General features: G+C 39.9%; 16 protein-coding genes. 9 read left to right on the top strand and 7 right to left on the bottom strand.

Annotation, left to right across the window (positions count from 1 at the left end):
* Window positions 1–65: 65 nt before the first annotated feature.
* The gene (bshC, locus tag BLQ18_RS14505; RefSeq protein ID WP_090298155.1) at window positions 66–1,667 is read left to right on the top strand and encodes a bacillithiol biosynthesis cysteine-adding enzyme BshC; all 1,602 of its coding nucleotides are present in this window, start codon (window positions 66–68) and stop codon (window positions 1,665–1,667) included.
* A 207-nt stretch (window positions 1,668–1,874) separates the two neighbouring features.
* On the opposite strand, the gene BLQ18_RS14500 is transcribed toward bshC, so the two are convergent.
* The 3 genes from BLQ18_RS14500 to pgmB all read right to left on the bottom strand — a co-directional run bounded on the left by BLQ18_RS14500 (window position 1,875) and on the right by pgmB (window position 6,348).
* Window positions 1,875–3,524, bottom strand: coding sequence for a hypothetical protein (locus tag BLQ18_RS14500; protein WP_139150407.1), 1,650 nt, complete (start codon window positions 3,522–3,524; stop codon window positions 1,875–1,877).
* 218 nt (window positions 3,525–3,742) lie between these two features.
* On the bottom strand, window positions 3,743–5,596 hold the full coding sequence (locus BLQ18_RS14495; protein WP_090298149.1) for a tetratricopeptide repeat protein: 1,854 nt from the start codon (window positions 5,594–5,596) through the stop codon (window positions 3,743–3,745).
* A 92-nt stretch (window positions 5,597–5,688) separates the two neighbouring features.
* Window positions 5,689–6,348 carry a beta-phosphoglucomutase gene (gene pgmB / locus BLQ18_RS14490; protein WP_090298146.1) on the bottom strand — a complete coding sequence of 220 codons (660 nt, stop codon included), beginning with the start codon at window positions 6,346–6,348 and terminating at the stop codon, window positions 5,689–5,691.
* A 210-nt stretch (window positions 6,349–6,558) separates the two neighbouring features.
* Here pgmB and guaA point away from each other — a divergent pair, with 210 nt between their 5' ends.
* The 4 genes from guaA to BLQ18_RS14470 are packed head-to-tail and all read left to right on the top strand — an operon-like array spanning window position 6,559 to window position 11,165.
* Complete coding sequence (guaA, locus tag BLQ18_RS14485; RefSeq protein ID WP_090298142.1) at window positions 6,559–8,091, top strand: glutamine-hydrolyzing GMP synthase; 1,533 nt, start codon at window positions 6,559–6,561, stop codon at window positions 8,089–8,091.
* Window positions 8,088–10,262 (top strand): LysM peptidoglycan-binding domain-containing protein, encoded by a 2,175-nt coding sequence (locus tag BLQ18_RS14480; protein ID WP_090298246.1) that lies wholly within the window; start codon window positions 8,088–8,090, stop codon window positions 10,260–10,262. The genes guaA and BLQ18_RS14480 overlap by 4 nt, the downstream gene beginning before the upstream one ends.
* A complete protein-coding gene (locus tag BLQ18_RS14475) occupies window positions 10,237–10,644 on the top strand; it encodes an OsmC family protein (RefSeq protein ID WP_090298140.1) in 408 nt (135 codons plus the stop codon). Before BLQ18_RS14480 ends, BLQ18_RS14475 begins: the two co-directional genes overlap by 26 nt.
* The gene (locus BLQ18_RS14470; RefSeq protein ID WP_090298137.1) at window positions 10,632–11,165 is read left to right on the top strand and encodes a DUF922 domain-containing protein; all 534 of its coding nucleotides are present in this window, start codon (window positions 10,632–10,634) and stop codon (window positions 11,163–11,165) included. Before BLQ18_RS14475 ends, BLQ18_RS14470 begins: the two co-directional genes overlap by 13 nt.
* Window positions 11,166–11,202: 37 nt before the next feature.
* Here BLQ18_RS14470 and BLQ18_RS14465 read toward each other — a convergent pair whose 3' ends face one another.
* Window positions 11,203–11,934: a DUF6090 family protein gene (locus tag BLQ18_RS14465; protein ID WP_090298136.1), complete on the bottom strand. Its 732-nt coding sequence runs from the start codon at window positions 11,932–11,934 to the stop codon at window positions 11,203–11,205.
* Window positions 11,935–12,100: 166 nt separating this feature from the next.
* Between BLQ18_RS14465 and BLQ18_RS14460 the strand changes: the two genes are divergently transcribed.
* On the top strand, window positions 12,101–13,051 hold the full coding sequence (locus BLQ18_RS14460) for an aldo/keto reductase (RefSeq protein ID WP_090298133.1): 951 nt from the start codon (window positions 12,101–12,103) through the stop codon (window positions 13,049–13,051).
* A 54-nt stretch (window positions 13,052–13,105) separates the two neighbouring features.
* On the opposite strand, the gene BLQ18_RS14455 is transcribed toward BLQ18_RS14460, so the two are convergent.
* Both BLQ18_RS14455 and BLQ18_RS14450 read right to left on the bottom strand, forming a co-directional pair.
* The gene (locus BLQ18_RS14455) at window positions 13,106–14,062 is read right to left on the bottom strand and encodes a sugar phosphate isomerase/epimerase family protein (protein WP_090298130.1); all 957 of its coding nucleotides are present in this window, start codon (window positions 14,060–14,062) and stop codon (window positions 13,106–13,108) included.
* Window positions 14,063–14,091: 29 nt separating this feature from the next.
* Window positions 14,092–14,955, bottom strand: a complete 864-nt coding sequence (locus tag BLQ18_RS14450; protein ID WP_090298127.1) for a hydroxypyruvate isomerase family protein — start codon at window positions 14,953–14,955, stop codon at window positions 14,092–14,094.
* Between the two features lie 43 nt (window positions 14,956–14,998).
* Between BLQ18_RS14450 and BLQ18_RS14445 the strand changes: the two genes are divergently transcribed.
* The 3 genes from BLQ18_RS14445 to yidC all read left to right on the top strand — a co-directional run bounded on the left by BLQ18_RS14445 (window position 14,999) and on the right by yidC (window position 18,861).
* Window positions 14,999–15,241: a DUF3820 family protein gene (locus BLQ18_RS14445; protein ID WP_090298125.1), complete on the top strand. Its 243-nt coding sequence runs from the start codon at window positions 14,999–15,001 to the stop codon at window positions 15,239–15,241.
* 49 nt (window positions 15,242–15,290) lie between these two features.
* Window positions 15,291–16,925, top strand: a complete 1,635-nt coding sequence (locus BLQ18_RS14440) for a CTP synthase (RefSeq protein ID WP_090298122.1) — start codon at window positions 15,291–15,293, stop codon at window positions 16,923–16,925.
* A gap of 67 nt (window positions 16,926–16,992) precedes the next feature.
* A complete protein-coding gene (gene yidC / locus BLQ18_RS14435; RefSeq protein WP_090298119.1) occupies window positions 16,993–18,861 on the top strand; it encodes a membrane protein insertase YidC in 1,869 nt (622 codons plus the stop codon).
* 287 nt (window positions 18,862–19,148) lie between these two features.
* On the opposite strand, the gene BLQ18_RS14430 is transcribed toward yidC, so the two are convergent.
* Complete coding sequence (locus tag BLQ18_RS14430; RefSeq protein WP_245668139.1) at window positions 19,149–21,017, bottom strand: fasciclin domain-containing protein; 1,869 nt, start codon at window positions 21,015–21,017, stop codon at window positions 19,149–19,151.
* Window positions 21,018–21,130: the final 113 nt, after the last annotated feature.

The raw sequence follows: 21,130 nt of genomic DNA, 5'->3' as shown, positions 1-21,130 counted from the left end.
TAACGTATTTTTAGCAACTGAAAAAAAGAAGACCCTTATCTTTGAACACCTCATTATCAGTTTTAATGGATGTAGAATGTATACCCTTTAAGGAAACAGGTTATTTTTCCAAACTTATTTGCGATTATCTAGATCAAAATGAAGCGCTGCGGCCGTTTTATAATAGATTTCCATTGTTAGAAAACTTTGAAGATCAGATCAAAGAGAAGCAAGCGAACTTTCCAAAAACACACCGAAAGGTATTGGTCGATTCTTTAACCGCGCAATACGAAGGTTTTGAGGTTTCCGAAAGTACACAGGCCCACATCGATGCCTTGACCAATGAAAATACTTTCACGGTGGTTACAGGACATCAATTGAATCTATTTACTGGTCCCCTTTATTTTTTGTATAAAATTGTGACCACTATTAATTTGGCCAAAGAGCTGCAAGAGAAATATCCCAAACAGCACTTTGTTCCTGTGTATTGGATGGCCACGGAAGATCATGATTTTGACGAGATCAACTACTTCAACCTTCATGGTAAAAAAGTAAAGTGGAACCTAAAAGCTTCTGGAGCCGTTGGGCATTTGAGTACTGACGGATTGGATGAGGTTTTTGACATTTTTGCCGCTGAATTGGGCAATTTGGGCATTTCGGAAAGGTTGAAAGAACTTTTCAAAAAAGCTTATTTAGAGCATTCGAATTTAACTGATGCCACCCGTTTTTTGGCCAATGCTCTTTTTGCCGAACAAGGTTTGTTGATTGTAGATGGAGATGATGCTGCCCTGAAGAAATTACTGATGCCCTATGCGGAGAAAGATATTTTTGAGCATACGCCTTTCCAAACCATATCAAGATCAATCGAAGGATTGACCCAAGCTTCTGCGGATTATACCATTCAAGTGAATCCAAGAGAAATCAATTACTTCTATTTAAAAGATGGACTCCGTGAGCGTATCATCGAGAAACATGGAAAATATCATGTGGTGAATACACACATGGATTTTTCCAAAGAAGAGCTCTTAAAAGAAATACAAGAGTTCCCTGAACGATTTTCACCCAATGTGGTGGCGCGTCCGCTCTACCAAGAAGTAATTTTACCCAACCTATGTTATATTGGCGGAGGGGGTGAATTGGCCTATTGGTTGGAATTGAAAGCCTATTTTGAGGAATTGGATGTTACATTTCCGATGTTGATGCTCCGAAATTCGGCTTTGTTGATTACTAAAAAGCAGGCTGAAAAAGTTAAAAAGATGGATTTGGAAGTGCGTCATCTTTTTATGAAGCAGCATTCCTTGATCAATAAAAAGATTCGGGATATTTCGAATATTGATATTGATTTTTCACCACAGAAGAAATTGCTTGAGGAACAATTCCAACATATGTACGAGTTGGCCGAGCAAACCGACGAAAGTTTTTTGGGAGCGGTAAAAGCACAAGAAGTAAAACAGAAAAAGGGTCTGGATGCTCTTGAAAAAAGACTTTTGACAGCCCAAAAGCGAAAATTGAAAGACCACGTAATTCGATTGACCGAATTGCAAAATGAATTGTTTCCGAACCAATCCTTGCAAGAAAGACAATTGAATTTTTCTGAAATGTATTTGGAAATGGGTGAAGATCTTATCCCTGCTCTTCTGCAATATTTACACCCTTTTGAAGCAGACTTTGTGGTATTGACCCATTAATTCCGATAAGGGTTAACCAAAACTTTTTTGAAAAAAAATTAAATTGATGGTAGGGTATTCCTTTTTTGGATTGTTCTACTATTGAAAATTGCTATGAAAAAGCAAATATATTGAGTTGGTTAACTCATATGTTTAGGTTGGTTTTGATTTTATTAAAAAGCCCCGGAGTGGTTCCCGGGGCTTTTTGCTTTTATCCTCTTTTGTAAATTAATTACAGGCATCTTTTATATCCCTGGTTTCCGTTGTGGTTTCGATAATTCTATCTATGGTCGTGGTTCCTCGGACAGTTACTTCAATAAAATTAGCTTGTACATCAGTTACTACCCCTGTAAAACTGTTAAAAGCAAATTGGGTAAGGATTTCTTGCCCTGTGAGGTCATTGTTGTTTTCCTGATATTTTCCCGAAATTCTAAAACGTTGTACAAAGGGAACTTTAATATTTGTGTATTGTTGGTACACATCTGCAACAGCAATTGCAGTTCCAGGAGGTACTCCAATTTGTCTTGAAACCGAAACTTGGACCGATTTTTCGGTACTAAGGCTTCCCGATCGGGTATTGGTTTCGGTTTGGGTTTTGGTATACTCATAACTTCCAGTTATGGATCCCGATGTTTTTCCACCAGTGCCAAAAAACTTCGTCTCAGCCTCATGGGAGATTGTTACGGATATACTGCCCGAATTGGAGGTAGAAACGGACATACTTTCTTCCCAACCTGCGGATTGAGTTGTTGTTATTGTGGTGCTTTCGCCTACGGTTTGGGTTAATGTTCCGCTACTACAATTACGTAAGGTGCTATTATAAGCACTATTGGTAGTGGAAGGAGGCATTATTGGGGACATTATTTTAGAATCAATGGCCTGTATGTCCCAATCAATATCAAACAAAAGAATTCTAAAGTAAATAGGGTCATTCGGGTCTTCGCTGCTGGCCTGAATAAATTTTTGCCCCGACCTGATCAAGGGAAAATCAGCTCCATTGGGCACGATCTTAAAAAGTCCAGGCCCTTCTTTAAGGATACGGAACCAATAATTGGGATAATCTTCCACAGGTGTGTTTATGCCATTTTGTACAAGATTGGCCTTACTTTGAATGCGGAGTTCGGAGTTGATCATGTAAAAATAATGTAGGTCGTTGTTGTTATGTACTCCTATGGAATAGTAATCTTCATTTCCAGGTATTTTTTTGAAAAAGTAGGTTGTGTTGTTTTCCATGGAAAATGCGGCATTTTGAGAATAGTCCAAGTCTTCACGGAATACCACCGTAGTGGCCAAATTTGAAGTATTGGTATAATTTTGGGAACTGGGAACCCCAAAAACCGAATTGTTGTTGTTCACGATCTGCATATAATATTTAAGGTCTTCCCGTAGCGAAACGGAAGCAAATAGATCATCAAGCTGGTCAGCATTAATGGGCCTTTCTGACGGGCTTGATGCAAAGGATAGTTTCGTGAAATTTTGGGAGGCCAGTACATTGGCATCTTCATCCAAAATGGTAACTTCCACAGCCACACCTTCTTTGAGCTCACTTTCCCTATCAGAATTCAATTGTTCATTTTTAAGGGTGAGGTTCGCCAGATTGTTCAAGGCGTCAAAGCTGATTACGGTATCGTTAATGGCATTTGTGTTTTCAAAATTAAGAAGGGCGGAGAAAGGGGTATATCCTTTTTTTGCAATTTCCCTACCACTGATGCTGATGCCAATTTCACCGGCATCAGTCTCAAATTCTTCCAAGGGAATTTCTGGAGGCAACACATCCACTTCTCCTAAATCCGGGTTTTCTTCTTTACTGCACGAAAAGGCCAATAATAGAAAAGTCCATAAAAGAACCTTTTCGCATGATTTACGTATTGATTTCATCTTTCTTGTTTTGTGGTTGAACATTTTTGTTTTGTGCGACTTGCCCGGAACAGGTCTGCAGCCCTTACCGAACAAGACCACAAAACGAAAGTCGAATTCACGACTGAACAAACTTAGAGGGATGTGAAAAGCCCTTAAAATTTAAGTGGTGGACAAAAGGTGGACATCCTCAAAAAAATGAGGAGATAAAAGTCAGGTGCTTTTATGAAGTATGGTGTTTAAAGGGATACCACTATATCTTGCAAAGATTCTTCTGAGGAGATGTTCAACTTTTTACGAAGTCGGTAGCGTGCCTTTTTGATGCCTTCCTGTGAAATGTTCAGGATATTGGCAATCTCCTTGGAGGACAGATTCATCTTTAATAGCGCCAACAAACGAAGTTCATTTGAGGTCACATCTGGGAACCTCTCCTTAACATTGCTGTTGAAATCTTTATGGACTTCTTCAAAATATCGGGAAAAGTTTTTCCAATTGTTATCATCTTGAAGGTCAAAATTTATAGTACGGATGAGCTGTTGGTATCCGCCTTTGGAAGTCTCACTCTCTTTTAAATGCTCAGCTTTTTGTTTCAAATCTTCCAGGACTTCATTCTTTTTGGCCAAATGCAGGGCGTGGGTGGTTAATTCTTTCTTTTTAAAGGCCAGTTCGGCATCCACCATTTCTTTTTCAAGATTGTTGCGTTTTAATTTCTGGCGTATGCCATAAAACCCTATTAAGGACAATAACAATAACCCCGCTAAAAGTAGTTTTTGAAGGTTGCTTATTTTTGCATCTTGTTCTAAAACAGTGATTTCTTTTTCTTGTAGCGCAATTTGCTGTTCCTTTTTTTCCGTTTCGTAAATGGTTTTTAGCTCCTCTATCTGTTGTACTTTTTCTTTATTGAATACACTATCCTTTAATACTTGGAATGTTTTATGGTCTTCCAGGGCGTTTTTGTAGTTTCCTAAAATTTCCCAAGACTTGGACCTGCCTTCATAAAGATTGTGCCATTGGCTGGTCTGATTCTCTGACGCTATCATGCCAATGGCTTCATTTAGGTGGGCCATGGCATCGTTTGGTCGCTCTATGTTGTTATATGCATCAGAAGCATAGGCCAAAGACCGTATTAGCGCAATGGGCCTTTCCGACGCCCGGTGGATTTCAATGGCTTTTTCCAAAAGTGAGAGTCCTTCAGAAGTATTCCCTTCAGCCATATAGACCCTGCCAAGGTTGCGGGTTGCCGCTCCTTCCAAAACCAAGGCTTTCATTTCTTTGCTCAAGGCGATGCTATTGATCAAATAGGGTTTTGCCTCTTCTGATTTTTCCAGAGTGATATAACTCTGTCCGATGGCATTTGAAGTGAGCGCTTCAAAAAGTTTGTCATTATGCTCCTTATATATTTCCAAGGCCTGCTTTCCGTATGCAATTGAGTTTTCATGATTCTTTGAAATTGCTTCGAGCGATCCCAAGCTATTGAAGGCATCCGCTTTTCGTATAGGTTCGTCCAGTTGGTCATATAGTTTTAAAGCGGACAAAACATCTTCATATGCTAGTTTAAATCTGCCCTTATTTTCATTTATCCCACTTCTAAAAACATATTCTATGGCCAGACCAAGGGTATCCTTCAATGCTTTTCGTATTTCAATATTGGAATTGGTAATGTCCAATGCTTTGTCATAATTGCCCACTTCCATCTCCAAAATGGCATTAGAGTAGTTGATCGATACTATTTTTTTTACATTATCATGCTTTTTGTAAATCTCAAGGGCTTTGTTGAAGTAAAATCGTGCGGAATCATTTGTGAATGTATTTTTATAATAACCACCCAAATCATAATACCCTGCTGCTAGACCATCTTCAAAATTCAATTTTTTGGACAGTGAAATTCGTTCCAGCGCAAAGGTTTTTGCTTTTTCCACATCATTATAAAGTGTGGCATTGTACAAATCTCCCAATATTCGAACTTTAGTGGTATCGTTGTTTAGAGAGCGATAAACGTTCGAGAGGCTATCCAGTTTTTTATCATTTTGTGCATTTACAAATGAGGCTATAAAACAAAAAAGGATAACCAAAATTTGGCTTTGGGTCTTCATTGAGGCTGATTTATATCTTAAAAATATACATTTTGCCTCAACTTTATGAAAAAGAAGAGTTTAGGTCTGTGAAAAAGGGGTGGTAATTGATTTTAGAACAAATCTGAGAAAAAAGACTTCACTTCAAATAAGGTCGCTTCTTTCATGGTATCGAATCTAAGGTCAGCATGGCCTACACGCTCTTCAGGACCAATCCCTACGCTATAAAATCCTCCAGTCTTAGCGGCATCGATTCCTTTTTCGGCATCTTCAAACACAATACAGTTGTCCGCAGGCAATCTCATTTTTTCAGCAGCAAAAAGAAAAATATCTGGAGCAGGTTTACTTTTTTCAACGCTATTTCCGTCTCCAACAACATCAAAGTAATGGGTGGCTTTTAATTGTTGCAACACCTTTGGGGCATTCTTGCTTGCACTTCCCAGGGCAACACTAAAACCTTCCGCACGTAGATGGGTCAAAAGTTCTTTGGCCCCAGGAAGGAAATCTTCCTCAGTCATGGTATCCAAACTGTCAACGTAGATGTCGTTCTTTTTAGTCGCCAACTCTTCCACGGTAGCTTCATCCAAAGAAACTTTATTATGATCCATAATAACTTTAATGGAATCCATTCTGGAAATGCCACGAAGCTTTTCATTGAGCTCTCGGTCAAAAAACCAACCCATATCATCCGATAGTTTTTTCCACGCCTCATAATGAAGCTCAGCCGTATCGGTAATCACACCGTCCAAATCAAAAATAAATCCCTTAATCATGGTCAACGTTTATTGAAAGCGCAAAGAAATGATGAAAAGAATTAAGAAAAAAACTAGATAGTGTTATGTTTTTACTAAGGAATAGCAGGGTTTATTTTTCCTTTTCATTCTAATTGATTCTTAATTAAAGGAATTTGATTGTTAAGAAAGTTGTCATAAATAACCTTTAAAAGATACTTTTGCAACTAAAGCAAATTGCTATTTTTGCCCATGCATAACAACGTACTCATTCTAGACTTTGGTTCCCAGTATACCCAATTGATCGCGAGACGCGTGAGGGAACTTAACATTTACTCAGAAATTAAACCGTATAACAAGCTTCCCGAGGACCTTTCGGAATACAAAGCTGTGATTCTTTCAGGCTCACCTTCATCGGTGCGTTCCGAATCTGCGCCACATCCCGATTTGTCAGAAATAAAAGGCAAAAAGCCCCTTTTGGGCATTTGTTATGGCGCACAATATCTTTCCCATTTTAATGGTGGGAATGTGGCACCTTCAGCAACTAGGGAGTATGGTAGAGCCAACTTGTCTTTTGTTAAAGATGGAGAGGATTTTCTTGAAGGATTAAGCGAAGGAAGCCAAGTATGGATGAGCCATTCCGATACTATAAAGGAATTACCTGAAGGGGGGATTCGATTAGCAAGCACCCATGATGTGGCCAATGCAGCCTATAAAATTGATGGGGAGACCACTTATGGAATTCAATTTCACCCCGAAGTATATCATACCACCGATGGAGCCAAATTGTTGGAAAACTTTTTGGTGAACATAGCTGGTCTAGAACAAGATTGGACTCCTGATGCCTTTGTGGAAACTACCGTTGAGGAGTTGAAACAGGAAATCGGAGATGAAAAAGTAATCTTGGGATTATCTGGAGGTGTTGACTCCAGTGTGGCGGCCATGCTGTTGCACAAAGCCATTGGAGATCACCTGTATTGCATTTTTGTAAACAACGGATTGTTGCGTAAAAATGAGTTCGAAAGTGTGTTGGACCAATATAAACACATGGGACTTAATGTTAAGGGGGTTGATGCTTCGGCACGCTTTTTGGATGCCCTAAAAGGCGAATCTGATCCAGAAGGAAAAAGAAAAATCATTGGACGCGTGTTTATCGAGGTATTTGATGATGAATCGCACAAAGTGGAAAACGCAAAGTGGTTGGCACAAGGAACCATTTACCCAGACCGAATCGAATCGGTTTCGGCAAGTGGAGGGCCATCCGCAGTGATCAAAAGTCACCACAACGTTGGCGGTTTGCCAGATTATATGAAGTTGAAAATAGTTGAGCCCTTAAAAATGTTGTTCAAAGATGAAGTGCGAAGAGTAGGGGCCAGCATGGGAATGTCACCTGAAATTTTGGGTAGACACCCTTTTCCAGGACCTGGATTGGGTATCAGAATTTTAGGAGATATTACCGCAGAAAAAGTGGCTATTTTACAGGAGGTGGACGCCATTTTTATTGATGGATTAAAAAAATGGGGCCTTTATGATAAGGTTTGGCAGGCCGGAGCCATGCTTTTACCCGTAGATAGTGTAGGAGTTATGGGAGATGAACGTACTTATGAAAAGTGCGTGGCACTCCGAGCAGTGGAAAGTACCGATGGTATGACCGCTGATTGGGTGAATTTGCCTTATGAATTCCTGCAAAAGACATCTAACGATATAATAAACAAGGTTAAAGGCGTTAATAGAGTAGTGTATGACATTAGCTCAAAACCACCGGCAACTATAGAATGGGAATGAAAAAACATATTTTACAACTGGTTTTTGCGGTCATTTTTTTGGCTGCAATTCCAGTTTCCGCACAGAACTATGAAACTCACGCTGTAAAAGAAGGAGAAACACTTCAAAGTATCTCTCAAAAATATAGGGTGACCCCTTACAGTATTTTACAGGCCAATAAGGAAATTAAAAGTGCCGCCGATGTAAAGGTGAACACTATTTTAATTATTCCTTTGAATGGCGCTGTAATTCCAGAAAAGAAAGAAACCCAAGAAGAAAAAAAGGAAGAAATTAAACCTATAGGGTTTAGTCGTCATAGGGTAAAGAGGCGTGAAACTATGTTCGGTCTTACCAAAGAATACGGAATTACCGAAGAGCAATTAAAAAGATACAATACCCAATTGTATTCCGAATCTTTGCAAAAGGGTATGGTGTTGCAGATTCCTGAATTTCCTGAAGTAGATCCTAATGAAGATAAGGAACTCGATTTTGAAACTTACACTGTTCAGCCGAAAGAAACCCGTTGGAGTGTTGCCCATAAATATGGAATCACAATCGATAGCTTGTTGATTTTGAATCCAGAATTGGATAAAAACAACAATTATTTGGCTGCTGGACAAGAGCTAAAATTGCCCAGACCTAAAGGTGATAGTTTAAAAGAACAGCAAATAGAACTTTTCACCTCTTACACCGTACCTCAAAAAATGACCTTATATAGTTTAGGCCGCGAGTATGGCATTCCATCGGATTCGATAGTAAAATTGAATCCTGAGATCATGCAGGTTGGTGGTCTTAAGGAGGGAATGGTGATTCGTTTACCTAAGAAACGGGAAACCACAGGCGAGGTTAATACGGATAACTTCATTTTTTATGAGGTAAAACCAAAACAAAATATTTTCAGGATTACCCAAAACCTGAATATTACCCGTGATGAGCTTTTTAAACTAAATCCAGATCTTGAAAATGGATTGAAAGCAGGGATGGTATTAAAACTTCCCAAGGAAAAAGAAGAAGGTCTGGAAGTGAAAAACGCCTTGGTGATTGATAAAATTAATTTGGTGGATAGCATTAATGTAGAGAACCGACCTAAGTTGGTATTTATGTTACCCTTCCGTTTGGATCGTGTAAACCCTTCGGATGTGGAAACTGCAGAAGCCCAAATTAAAACCCGTCGCGATTTGGCTTTGAGCCTTGGGTTCTATACAGGTGCTATGGTTGCATTGGATTCCATTAAACAAATGGGAGTATCTGTAGATGTAAAGACCTACGATACCGAATTGAACCAAACCAAAGTAAAGGAAATCCTATTTAGGGATAATTTAAATGGCGTAAATGCCATTATTGGGCCTTTATCTTCTGGAGCTTTGGATGAAGTAGCCGTTCAGGCATCTGCTAAAAATATTCCTGTAGTTGCGCCCATTGCATCCGACAGCAAATTAAGCCATGGCAATGTGTATTACTCCGTACCCAAGGATGAGGTGTTAAGGGAAAAGATGTTGGCGTACATGGAGAAAATCCACAAAGATGAAAACATAATCATCATTGCAGATTCTACGCATCGTGCGGCGCACGATTCTATTTTAAGCAAGTTTCCAGCTGCTCAGATTGCAAAAATTGTAGAAAATAAATCATTGAAGTTGGATGAGTTTTTGGTCAAACTTTCCGATCAAAAAGAAAACTGGGTGTTTTTAGAAACCGAACAACCCAATATGGTGGCCAGTGTAACCTCAATTTTGAACTCTGCCAATACTCCAGTAGTAGGAGTAGGTGAGGACGTAAAACCTACCAAAGTGCGTATGTTCACAACGAGTTATAATAGCGCTTTTGAAGATGATGCTGTTTCCAATACACACTTGTCCAATCTTAAATTCACCTATCCATCTTTTTACAGATCGGCAGGTAATGATGCCTTCGCGAAATCCTATGCTAAAAAATTCAAAGGGAACCAACCCGATCGCTATGCGATTCGTGGATTTGATGTGACCATGGATGTATTGTTGAAATTAGCCCACAAAAACAATCTTTTTGAAACCTCGGCAATTATAGGACAGACTGATTATTCTGGAAATAGCTTTGATTATTTCAGGGATTGGACATCGGGGTATTTTAACCGTGCAGCGTACATTATGCAATACGAAGATCTTCAAATTAAAGAGGTAAAACAAGATGGCAACATCAAAAGTAACTTATAACGGAAACTTACGAACTACCAATGTGCATTTGCGCTCTGGTAGTGAGTTTATAACCGATGCCCCGTTGGACAACAATGGGAAAGGCGAGGCTTTTTCACCAACAGATACCGTGGCAAACGGACTGGCCAATTGTATGATGACCATGATGGGCATTAAAGCACGTGATCTTGGAGTTGATTTGGTGGGTTCCACTGCGGAAGTGACCAAACATATGGAAGCAAATCCCAGACGGATTTCCAAAATAGAAGTGAAGTTGGAAATGCCAGCCAATGTTTCAGACAAGAACCGTAAAATTTTGGAACACACCGCCAGAACTTGTCCAGTGCATTTTAGTTTGCACCCCGATATTGAAAGAATAATTGATTTTCATTGGGTAAAATAACCGCCATAACATGCTTGTTTTTTCTCAGTTTTGTTGGATTTGCACAAGAAATTGAGGAAGGTGTGGCATGGGGCGAAATGAAACGCCTTACTTGGAACGATTTTAAAGGTAAGGTACCCGTAGGTGTAGGACCTGCTGCAACAACCGCAAGTGGAATCAGTTATTCGTATTCAGCCAATTTATTACATCATGAGGTGAAGCTAGACTTTGAGGTTAATGCCTATTTCTATCCCAACGAATCTTGGTATAAACCTGAAGAATGCACCGATAACACCTTGGCGCATGAACAATTGCATTTTGATATCTCAGAACTCTTCGCCAGAAAAATGCGCAACAAATTGGAAAGAACTTCCTTTTCGGATGATGTAAAAGCAGAAATCAGAAAAATTTATAAGGACATTTTAAACGAACTCCAAGACTATCAAGAACGCTACGATTGGGAAACCAACTTCTCTAGAAATCGGGAAAAGCAATTGGAATGGAACCAGAAAATCGCAAAAGCCCTAAAAGAAGAAAGTTAGATTTGAGTTTGCACTTGAGACTTGAACTTGAATCTTGTTATTTAATTTCTTCTTCAACCCTTTCTTTCAGTTTTTGCGCATTTTTAACAACATTTTTGGCCATTCGCCTGGTTCTATAACCATACGTAAGTTCGTGATCGACCAATTGGCGAAACTTTTTCGTTTTCAACTCCTCCAAAAATTCATTAACGTCATATAGATTGACATAGCTGGGATTATCATTGTTAAAAGGTCGAATGGCATTTATATAATTACCATATTCCGTATTGTACCTTTTGGATAATTCAGCTTGTACTTTCATATCCGTATAGAACTCGGATAAATCTTTTCGTAAGCTATCATTCCTTATCAAACGTAAATTACCAGTGCTCACCAATTCTTGATATGCCTCATCATCTACCAAATAAAAACCACTAAATGATGCGGCTCCTTTAGAGATGGTGTTTATAAATTGAAGGGTGTCAACAATGGCAAAGGGTACTTCAATATATTTTTTGGCGAAAAGTAGATTTTCAATTTTTTCATCAAATTGGTCAACGTAAATTCGCTGTGTGTTTAAGCTTAAATTTTCCAAATCTGTCGATATGGAAATCAGATAATTTTTTTCGAGTTGGGTATTTTTTCGTTCCTCGTTCCAATTGTTGATTTGTAGCGCAATCAAAATCCCAATGACTACCAGAATAATTTCGCCAAAAGCATAGAGCAAATATTTACTGAATTTATTCTCGGAAAGTAATTGTTGCCTAATTCTTCTAAAAAATGCTAACATGTTGAGGTTGGTTGGTGTACAGTTATTAAAACTACGATTATTATTTTTTTAATTTACTAGAGGAGTTGAAATATGAGTTTTGAGATGGAGTAAACCTCTCGGATTTTATAATTTCTTTATAAGGGATTGCGAGATTTCTTTGGTTCCTTTGAAGTAAAGTTTACATATGAAAAAAGTAAAAATAGGGAGTACCGACTTAGAAGTGGCTCCCATTAATTTAGGAGGAAATGTTTTTGGATGGACCTTGGACAAGGATGCATCCTTTAAAATTTTGGATGCTTTTGTGGACAAAGGCTTCAATTTTATAGATACTGCCGATATGTACTCGTACTGGGTAGATGGCGGTGAGGGAGGACAGTCCGAAACCATTTTGGGGGAGTGGATGAAAGCCCGAGGTAACAGATCCGACGTGATCATGGCTACCAAAGTGGGTGGGGAAACTGGAACACATCCAGTGGACACAAGTAAAAAACACATTTTGGAGACAGTGGATAAATCATTGCAGCGATTGCAAACCGATTACATTGATTTGTATTACACCCATTTCGATGACAATAAAACGCCTATTGAAGAAACTTTGGAGGCCTATGATGAAATCATCAAGGCTGGGAAAGTAAGATATATTGCCGCATCCAATGTGTCGCCAGAACGTTTGGAAGAATCTTTTGTAGTGGCCGAGAAAAATGGATTGCCAAAATATCAAGCCTTGCAGCCCCACTACAATTTATTGGAGCGCAAGGGATACGAAACCGATTATGCCCCTTTAGCCGAAAAATACAATTTGACCGTATTCCCATATTGGTCCTTGGCGTCTGGTTTTTTAACTGGGAAATACCGTTCCGAAGACGATTTGAATAAAAGTGTACGTGGTGGCAGCGTTAAAAAATATCTGAACGATAAAGGACTCGGAGTCATCAAAGCATTGGACCAAGTGGCCGAGAAGCACAATACTACTCAGGCAACGGTTTCTTTGGCCTGGCTATTGGCTCAACCTAATTTGGGTGCTCCCATTGCTAGTGCAACAAGTGAAAGACAGTTGGAAACTCTTTTCAATGCACCCGAACTGCAGTTGGATTCGGAAGATTTGGAATTGCTGGATAAAGCCAGCTCCTATTAAAATAAAAAGGGCCAACAAATTATTTTGATGGCCCTTTTTTTATGCTGAAATATTTTAAAGCGTTTTTAAATAATCAATACTTTCCTTCAGGGCAACCTTAGGTTTTTCAACCACATCTTGTTCTACAAAAAAGTGTTCCACACCAGATTTTTGACCAGCTTCCACAATAGCGGGAATGTCCATTGCACCTTTTCCTACCGAAGTCATCAACGGAAATAATTCGATCCATTGATCCGAAGAGCCTCCATCACCCTTAAAAGTGGTAATTTCTTTCATATCTTTTAAGTGCATGGCCTTGTAACGACCTTTGTATTTTTCCAAATACGCAACTGGGTCTGCACCACCAGCAGTGGTCCAATAAATATCCATTTCAAAAAAGACCAGATCAGGGTCGGTGTTGTCCAAAATAATATGCAATGGAATCTGGCCATCCATTTCGTGAAGACCGTAACCGTGATTGTGGTAAATAAATTTGAAACCTTCCTCTTTTGCATTTTTGCCGATGGCGTTAAACGTATCCGCCATTCGTTTGTAATCGTCCAAGCTTGCTCTTAAATCTCCTGGAATTGCAGAGATACCAAAGCAATCCAATCCAAGCGTGCGAACCGCTTTTCCAATTTCGGGCATTTTGGTTTGTAGACTTACCAAGTCAACATGGCCAGATGTGGCCTTTAAACCATGATTTTTCAGCAGGCTTCCAAATTCTTCTGCTGTTTTGCCGAAAAAACCACTTCCCGTAAAACCTAAACTTGGGGTTACCGCTTTCCAGCGTTCATGAGCGGCGGCAGCACTAAAAGGGTAGGGGCCATATATTTCAATTTCTTTGTAGCCCATTTGAGACAACATTTCCAAAGCTCCTTCTAAATCATTGTCCAATAATTTAGGAAGTGAGAACAATTGGACACCGATGCTGTCCAACCCTTTTGAAGTGGGCGAACAAGACCCCAATCCCAATAACAGGGTTGCACTGGAAGCCATCGCCGTATTCTGAATAAATGCTCTTCTGTTCATTATTGTTTAGTCAAGTTGATGGGATGTGATTAAATATCACAGCGCATAAATCCGTCTTTCAACGCTTCGATTTTATCCTCCCAAGTCACAATAAATTCTTGGGCAACATACCCTTTAAATCCTGTAGCATGTATCGCTTTAATGATGGCAGGGTAATATAATTCTTGGGTTTCATCGATTTCATGTCTTCCAGGAACACCTGCCGTATGATAATGTCCAAAATAAGGGTGGTAATTCTGGATACTTCGAATAATATCCCCTTCTTGGATCTGCATGTGGTAGATGTCAAACAATAGCTTAAAGTTGTCACTGCCCAAATGTTTACAAAGCTCAACGCCCCAAATAGAACTATCGCACATATAATCTGGGTGGTTTACTTGGTTGAACAATTCCATTTGAATAACCACACCATGTTTTTCAGCCAATGGCATAATTTGGGATAATCCGTCTACGCAGTTTTGTAGCCCAACGTAATCGTTCATGCCGTTTCGGTTTCCACTAAAGCAGATAAGGTTGGTATACCCTGCCTCAGCCACCTTTGGAATCATTTCCGTATAGTTTTTTATCAGTTGCTCATGGTATTTTGGATTGTTCCAGCCCTCGGCCAGTCCAATTTCTGCCCCATTGCACATAGAGCAATGAATGTCGTACTTCTTTAGAAGTGGCCATTTATCAGGACCGACCAAATCAATTGCTTTTACCCCAAGTTCATTCAATGTTTGCAAAAACTCTTCAAAAGGAATATCGTTAAAACACCACTCACACACACTGTGGTTGATGTTGCCTTTAAGTTTAAATTCTTTGGATGGGCTTTGACTACTTGCCATTGCTGATGCGGAAGCCAACCCAGCTGAGCCAATGGCAGCTGTGGTGATAAAATTTCTACGTCTCATTTTTCGGATTTGTAATTGGAAAGATAGTATTTTAGACTTATAAATGGAAATACGACCCGATTCAAAACAATTAGTGGAACTGGCCCATTATCGCATGCCTTTTGGCAAGTTCAAGGGCCGCTATTTATTGGATTTACCGCTTCCTTATTTGGTTTGGTTCAAGCAAAAGGGATTCCCCGAGGGGAAGTTGGGCAACTACTTGGATATGATGCTCACCATTAAGGATAACAACCTGGAACCCATCATCAAAAAAATTCAAAAAGATTTTCCTCGCGAATCCTCCTGATTTATAAGCAGCAATTTGTACCTTTACGCCCCGTAATAGAGATAGCAATATGTCAGAGACAAAGTACATTTTCGTTACGGGAGGCGTAACATCATCTTTAGGTAAAGGAATTATCGCCGCATCCTTGGCCAAACTACTGCAAGCCAGGGGATACCGAACCACCATTCAAAAATTAGATCCCTATATAAATGTAGATCCAGGTACCCTGAATCCGTACGAACATGGGGAATGTTATGTGACCGATGATGGTGCCGAAACCGACTTGGATTTGGGACACTACGAGCGTTTTTTGAACGTACGAACTTCACAAGCAAACAACGTAACCACAGGACGTATTTATCAAAGCGTTATTGAAAAGGAACGTAGAGGTGAATTTTTGGGGAAAACAGTACAGGTTGTACCTCACATTACCAACGAAATAAAAGAGCGTATCCAAATTTTGGGTAAAAGTGGTGATTATGATATCGTGATTACTGAAATCGGAGGTACCGTGGGTGACATTGAGTCTCTACCATATATTGAATCTGTTCGTCAGTTACTTTGGGAATTGGGTGAGCACAACGGAATCGTTATCCACCTCACTTTGGTGCCATTTTTATCTGCCGCGGGGGAATTAAAAACCAAACCAACACAGCACTCCGTTAAAACTTTGATGGAGAGTGGAATCAAGGCAGATATTTTGGTATGTAGAACCGAGCATCAAATTTCGGAGGACATCAAACAAAAATTGGCTTTGTTCTGTAATGTGAGGAAAGAAGCCGTAATTCAATCCATCGATGCATCCACCATTTATGATGTGCCGATTTTAATGCAGGAAGAAGGTTTGGATACGGTTGCTTTGGAAAAATTGGCTTTGCCAAATACCACTGAGCCGAATCTTGACCAATGGAAAGAATTTTTGCAACGTCATAAAAATCCGAAGAACAAAGTGGTTATCGGATTGATCGGAAAATACGTAGAACTTCCAGATTCCTATAAATCCATTCAAGAAGCTTTTATCCATGCAGGTGCTGCCAATGAGGTAGAAGTTGAGGTAAGGTCCATTCATTCCGAACACTTAACGGTGAAGAATGTCGACAAAAAATTAATGGGCTTGGATGGGATCCTCGTAGCTCCAGGTTTTGGGGAACGCGGTATCGAAGGAAAAGTAAAGGCCGTGCAATATGCTAGGGAAAATGATATCCCTTTCTTGGGAATCTGTTTGGGTATGCAAATGGCCGTTATCGAATATGCACGCAACATTTTAGGTTTGGAAGGTGCCAATTCTACCGAAATGGATAAAAACACCCCTTACCCTGTCATTAGTTTGATGGAGGAACAAAAATCCATCAAGGATATGGGAGGTACCATGCGTTTGGGATCTTGGGACTGTCATTTAAAAGAAGGCAGTTTGGTGGAGCAGGTGTATGGTTCAACCGATATTGCTGAACGTCACAGACACCGTTATGAGTTCAACAATGAATACAAGCAACAACTCGAAGAAGCTGGGCTTGTGCCATCTGGCTTTAATCCAAAAACAGGATTAGTAGAAGTAGTTGAAGTACCAGCCCATCCTTGGTTCGTTGGGGTACAATACCATCCAGAATATAAGAGTACCGTAGCCAACCCGCATCCATTGTTTGTTGGTTTTGTAAAGGCAGTTTTGACCCAGAAGCAGAAACAAAACAATGCCAGTTTGGCATAAAAGGCGGATTTGGGCATATATTTGCCCACTGAATTATCGATAAAAAGAATTCGACTAAATAATTTTCATGGAAGAAAAGAAGCTGGACGTCAAATCCATAATAGGATTTGTATTGATTTTTGGAATACTTGTATTCATGTTTTTCCAAAATCAACCCACACCAGAAGAGCTAGAGGCTCAAAAAGCGGAGCAGGAGAAGATTGAGGCCATGGCTGTTCAAGCTGAGGAAGAGACTGAAAAAGCACCAATCAATGAAGTTGAAACCATCAATCTTAGCGATTCCACAGCGGTGGCCAATTATAAGAGCACCATAGGTGCCTTTGGTTTTACGCAAGCAACAGATGGAACTACCAAATTGGAAAATGAGGTACTTTACCTTGAAATTGCCAACAAAGGTGGACAGATTGTTGAGGCCAAGATGAAAGATTATGTCACCCATGACTCCATCCCAGTGTATTTGGTAAAAGATGGGAATGCCAATTTTGGGTTGACTTTTTCCACTTCGGACAATCGTGTGTTGAATACTGCCGATTTGTATTTTGAGCCATCCATGACCACCAGTGGCGACAACAAAGTGCTTTCCATGAAAGCCAAAGTGGCCAGCAATCAATTTTTGGAATACCGTTATGAAATTAAACCAGATGAATATTTGGTGGATTTTACGGTGCGTTCCCAAGGATTGAACGGCGTGATCAACAGTAGTAAGCCTATTACTTTGGAGTGGGATATGAAAGGTATCCGTCACGATAAAAGTGTGCGTTACGAAAACCGTTACACCCGTTTGACCTATAACCATGATGATGGTAGCATCAGCAAGTTGTCCGAAAGCAGCGAAACTGATGAAGAGTCAGAAGTAGATGTAAAATGGTTATCCTACCGTCAGCATTTCTTTAGTTCCATTTTGGCGACAGATGACCATTTTGAAACCGCTGAATTGAGTTCCAAAAACTTGGTTGAGGAAGAAAGCAAGGACATTTTATTTACCAAAGAATACAGTACCCGTGCTCCATTGCAATTGCAAGGAGGGGAAATTTCCCAAAATATGCACTGGTATTATGGACCTACCGATGTTAAGGTGTTGGACAATTATAAAGAACTAGGTCTAGCAGATTCCATTCCATTTGGATGGGGGATTTTCGGATGGATCAACCGTTACATTTTTACCCCGTTCTATACCTTCTTGAGTTCGTTCTTGCCTTACGGTATTGCGATTATCATCATGACGATTTTGGTACGTTTGGCCTTGTCGCCAGTGACCTACAAATCGTACTTGTCGCAAGCCAAAATGAAAGTGTTGAAGCCTGAGATCTCAGAAATCAACGAGAAGTACAAGGACAACGCCATGAAGAAGCAGCAAGAGACCATGAAAGTCTACAACAAAGCTGGAGTAAGCCCCATGAGTGGTTGTGTGCCTGCCTTGTTGCAGTTGCCCATTTTCTATTCTTTGTTCATGTTTTTCCCGACTTCATTTGCTTTGAGGCAGAAGCCATTTTTATGGGCAGAAGATTTGTCTTCTTATGACACCATTTTTGAATTACCGTTCACGATTCCATTTTATGGTGACCACGTGAGTTTGTTCCCGATTTTGGCTTCAGTTGCCATTTTCTTTTACATGCAAATGACCACAGGACAGAGCATGCAGATGCAACAACAGCCTGGAATGCCAAATATGAAATTCATTATGTACCTATCCCCTGTAATGATGTTGTTCTTCTTTAACAACTACGCGAGTGGGTTGAGTTTGTACTACTTTATCTCCAACTTGATTACCATCTTTATTATGTTGGCTATCAAAAACTATATTTTGGATGAAGATAAAATCCATGCACAGATTCAGGAGAACAAAAAGAAACCTAAAAAGGAAAATAAGTTCCAGCGTAAAATGCGCGAAATGATGGAACAGGCTGAAGAGCAAAAGAAATCAGGAAGAAGATAGATTTCTGTACAACCTTTTAAAAGCAAAAAACTCCTCCAATTGTCTTGGGGGAGTTTTTTTATAGGTTTAGTTTGATAAGATTTGGGACTCCAAAGATGCATCATTGAGGTGGGTGAAAAAATTAATAGTTGTGTAACCCGTACTTTTTGTGGGCAAAATATCTCGGTTTTGATGTGTCATCGATGAACGGTAAATGCAATCCGTTAAAAAGCCCCCAAGGTTGTTCACCAAGGAGGCTTTTGTGGTTAAAACTCAACCAATCAATCAAACAAAAACTCTGTTGTAGGTTAGTTGGTCGTATCTGGTATTAATACGCCATCCAATACATGGATTACACCATTAATGGCTTGTACATCCACGGCGTCAATTCCAATTCCTGTATTTCCAGCTCCATCGGTAACATCGGCAACATTATCACCTGTTCCTGGGAGGTTAATAGTAATGGCATCACCTTCCAAAGTTGTGGCCATAATGCCATCGGTTAAGTCTCCAGATCTTACATTGGCGCCAGCGACTACGTGGTGTTGTAAAATAGGAATCAAGTCAGCTTCTTCTGGAATACTGGCCAAAGCAGCAAAAGCATCATTGGTGGGTGCAAATACGGTGAACGGGTCACTTCCTGCTCCACCTTGTGCAGAAAGAACGCTTACGAAATCGGTACTAGGTGTCAATTCAGTCAATGCTTGAACCAAGGTAGAAAAGTTAGGGTCCGCAACAGCAAAGGTCACCACGGTCGGCAAGTCGATTACTGCATCTACAGCATGAATCACACCATTGGTTGCCACCACATCAGCGGTTACAACTGAACTTGTACCATTAAGTGTTACTCCATCGTCGGTGTTTATATATAGACTTAAGTTTTCATCAGTATCAAATTCAGCAGCTGTATTCACGTAAGAATTGGTCAAATCTGAAGAAAATGCAGTAGTCCCAACGACTACATGGTTAGATAGAATAGCATTGATGTCATTTCCATTGGGATTGGTAAATGCAGCAAATGCATCGTTACCAGGTGCAAATACCGTAAAGTCCTCTTCTTCGTTGGAAAGTAGGTCGGTAAAGGTTGTATTCCCACCATCGGTTAAAGCAGCAACTAAAGATGAGAACCCTGGGTTGGCCACAGCATGATCTACAATGTTAGGTAAATCAATCACGGCATCCACAATGTGAACTACCCCGTTCAAGGCCTTAACATCTGGAGTTGAAACGGTTGAAACTCCATTAAAACTAACATCCGAAGAAGTATCAAAATATAGGCTCATATTTCTTTCACCTGCACCAACCGCTAATGTATTAGTGTATCCTGCACCTAAACCTACCAAATCGGCAGCGTAAACTTCCCCTGATATTACATGGTTCAACAATACATTGGTCAAAACATCAGTAGGAATATCAGCTAAAGCTGCTCCATCCAAAAAGGCATCAAAAGCTTCATCAGTAGGGGCCAATACGGTAAATGGACCATCACCTCTTAATACAGTTGGTAAATCTCCATCGGCAGCAATAAGGGCGGCTAGTAGACTCTCCAAATTTTCATTGCCCATAACCAAATCGGTGATAGGCTTTAAGATAATGTCACCTATTTCATCAATAATAGCTTGTGGCAACAATACTTTGTCAATTATATGAACCACCCCATTCGAGGCTTCTACATCTGCAGTGGTTACTTGTGCATCTACTGAAGTCGCGTCACTAATAAAAACACCACCATCCGTTGAGATAGTAACATCCGAACCTTGAAGGGTTGTTATACTTTGTCCGTTACTAAGGTCAGTGGAGTAGGTCTCTGCCCCCACAACATGATAGGTTAGAATTATTGCCAGTAAGTCCTGCAACTGCTGGGTGTTGAAATCATCCAAAGAATCAAATCCATCCAGTTGTGTAAAAAGATCATCAAATGCGGCATTGGTTGGAGCAAAAACGGTAAATGATCCCTCAGCACTCAAAGCTGTAACCAGATTGTTGCTCGGGCTTTCATCCGCTTTTTGTAGCGCACTTACCAAGCTGCTGAGCTCTGCAGTGGCCTGTGCAGTTTCTACAATGTTAAGTTCAGTTTCTGGAGGCATATTTCCTCCGTTGTCGTCGTCGGAGCAAGAAGTAAATGCTACAAACAAAAACAGTAAAGTAATTCGAGTAATTGTGTTGAAAGTTTTCATGTGCTTTTTAGATTGTTTAACTAAATAAAGTTATGATTAAACAAAATGAAAACAATAGTGTTTAATATTTTATTGAAAAAGTTTAACAAAATTAAAATAGAGCTAAAGAGTTG

The sequence above is a fragment of the Flagellimonas zhangzhouensis genome (assembly GCF_900102925.1).
In the GTDB taxonomy this organism is placed as follows: Bacteria; Bacteroidota; Bacteroidia; order Flavobacteriales; family Flavobacteriaceae; genus Flagellimonas; species Flagellimonas zhangzhouensis.
This window is presented reverse-complemented; position numbering and strand designations above follow the sequence as displayed.

What these genes read in the sequence shown, in the direction of transcription:
- BLQ18_RS14430 (WP_245668139.1), bottom strand. Translation starts at nt 21,017, where the DNA reads ATGAAAACTTTCAACACAATTACTCGAATTACTTTACTGTTTTTGTTT.
- BLQ18_RS14440 (WP_090298122.1), top strand. Translation starts at nt 15,291, where the DNA reads ATGTCAGAGACAAAGTACATTTTCGTTACGGGAGGCGTAACATCATCT.
- yidC (WP_090298119.1), top strand. Translation starts at nt 16,993, where the DNA reads ATGGAAGAAAAGAAGCTGGACGTCAAATCCATAATAGGATTTGTATTG.
- BLQ18_RS14460 (WP_090298133.1), top strand. Translation starts at nt 12,101, where the DNA reads ATGAAAAAAGTAAAAATAGGGAGTACCGACTTAGAAGTGGCTCCCATT.
- BLQ18_RS14455 (WP_090298130.1), bottom strand. Translation starts at nt 14,062, where the DNA reads ATGAACAGAAGAGCATTTATTCAGAATACGGCGATGGCTTCCAGTGCA.
- BLQ18_RS14500 (WP_139150407.1), bottom strand. Translation starts at nt 3,524, where the DNA reads ATGAAATCAATACGTAAATCATGCGAAAAGGTTCTTTTATGGACTTTT.
- BLQ18_RS14475 (WP_090298140.1), top strand. Translation starts at nt 10,237, where the DNA reads ATGGCAACATCAAAAGTAACTTATAACGGAAACTTACGAACTACCAAT.
- BLQ18_RS14495 (WP_090298149.1), bottom strand. Translation starts at nt 5,596, where the DNA reads ATGAAGACCCAAAGCCAAATTTTGGTTATCCTTTTTTGTTTTATAGCC.
- pgmB (WP_090298146.1), bottom strand. Translation starts at nt 6,348, where the DNA reads ATGATTAAGGGATTTATTTTTGATTTGGACGGTGTGATTACCGATACG.
- BLQ18_RS14465 (WP_090298136.1), bottom strand. Translation starts at nt 11,934, where the DNA reads ATGTTAGCATTTTTTAGAAGAATTAGGCAACAATTACTTTCCGAGAAT.
- guaA (WP_090298142.1), top strand. Translation starts at nt 6,559, where the DNA reads ATGCATAACAACGTACTCATTCTAGACTTTGGTTCCCAGTATACCCAA.
- bshC (WP_090298155.1), top strand. Translation starts at nt 66, where the DNA reads ATGGATGTAGAATGTATACCCTTTAAGGAAACAGGTTATTTTTCCAAA.
- BLQ18_RS14450 (WP_090298127.1), bottom strand. Translation starts at nt 14,955, where the DNA reads ATGAGACGTAGAAATTTTATCACCACAGCTGCCATTGGCTCAGCTGGG.
- BLQ18_RS14480 (WP_090298246.1), top strand. Translation starts at nt 8,088, where the DNA reads ATGAAAAAACATATTTTACAACTGGTTTTTGCGGTCATTTTTTTGGCT.
- BLQ18_RS14445 (WP_090298125.1), top strand. Translation starts at nt 14,999, where the DNA reads ATGGAAATACGACCCGATTCAAAACAATTAGTGGAACTGGCCCATTAT.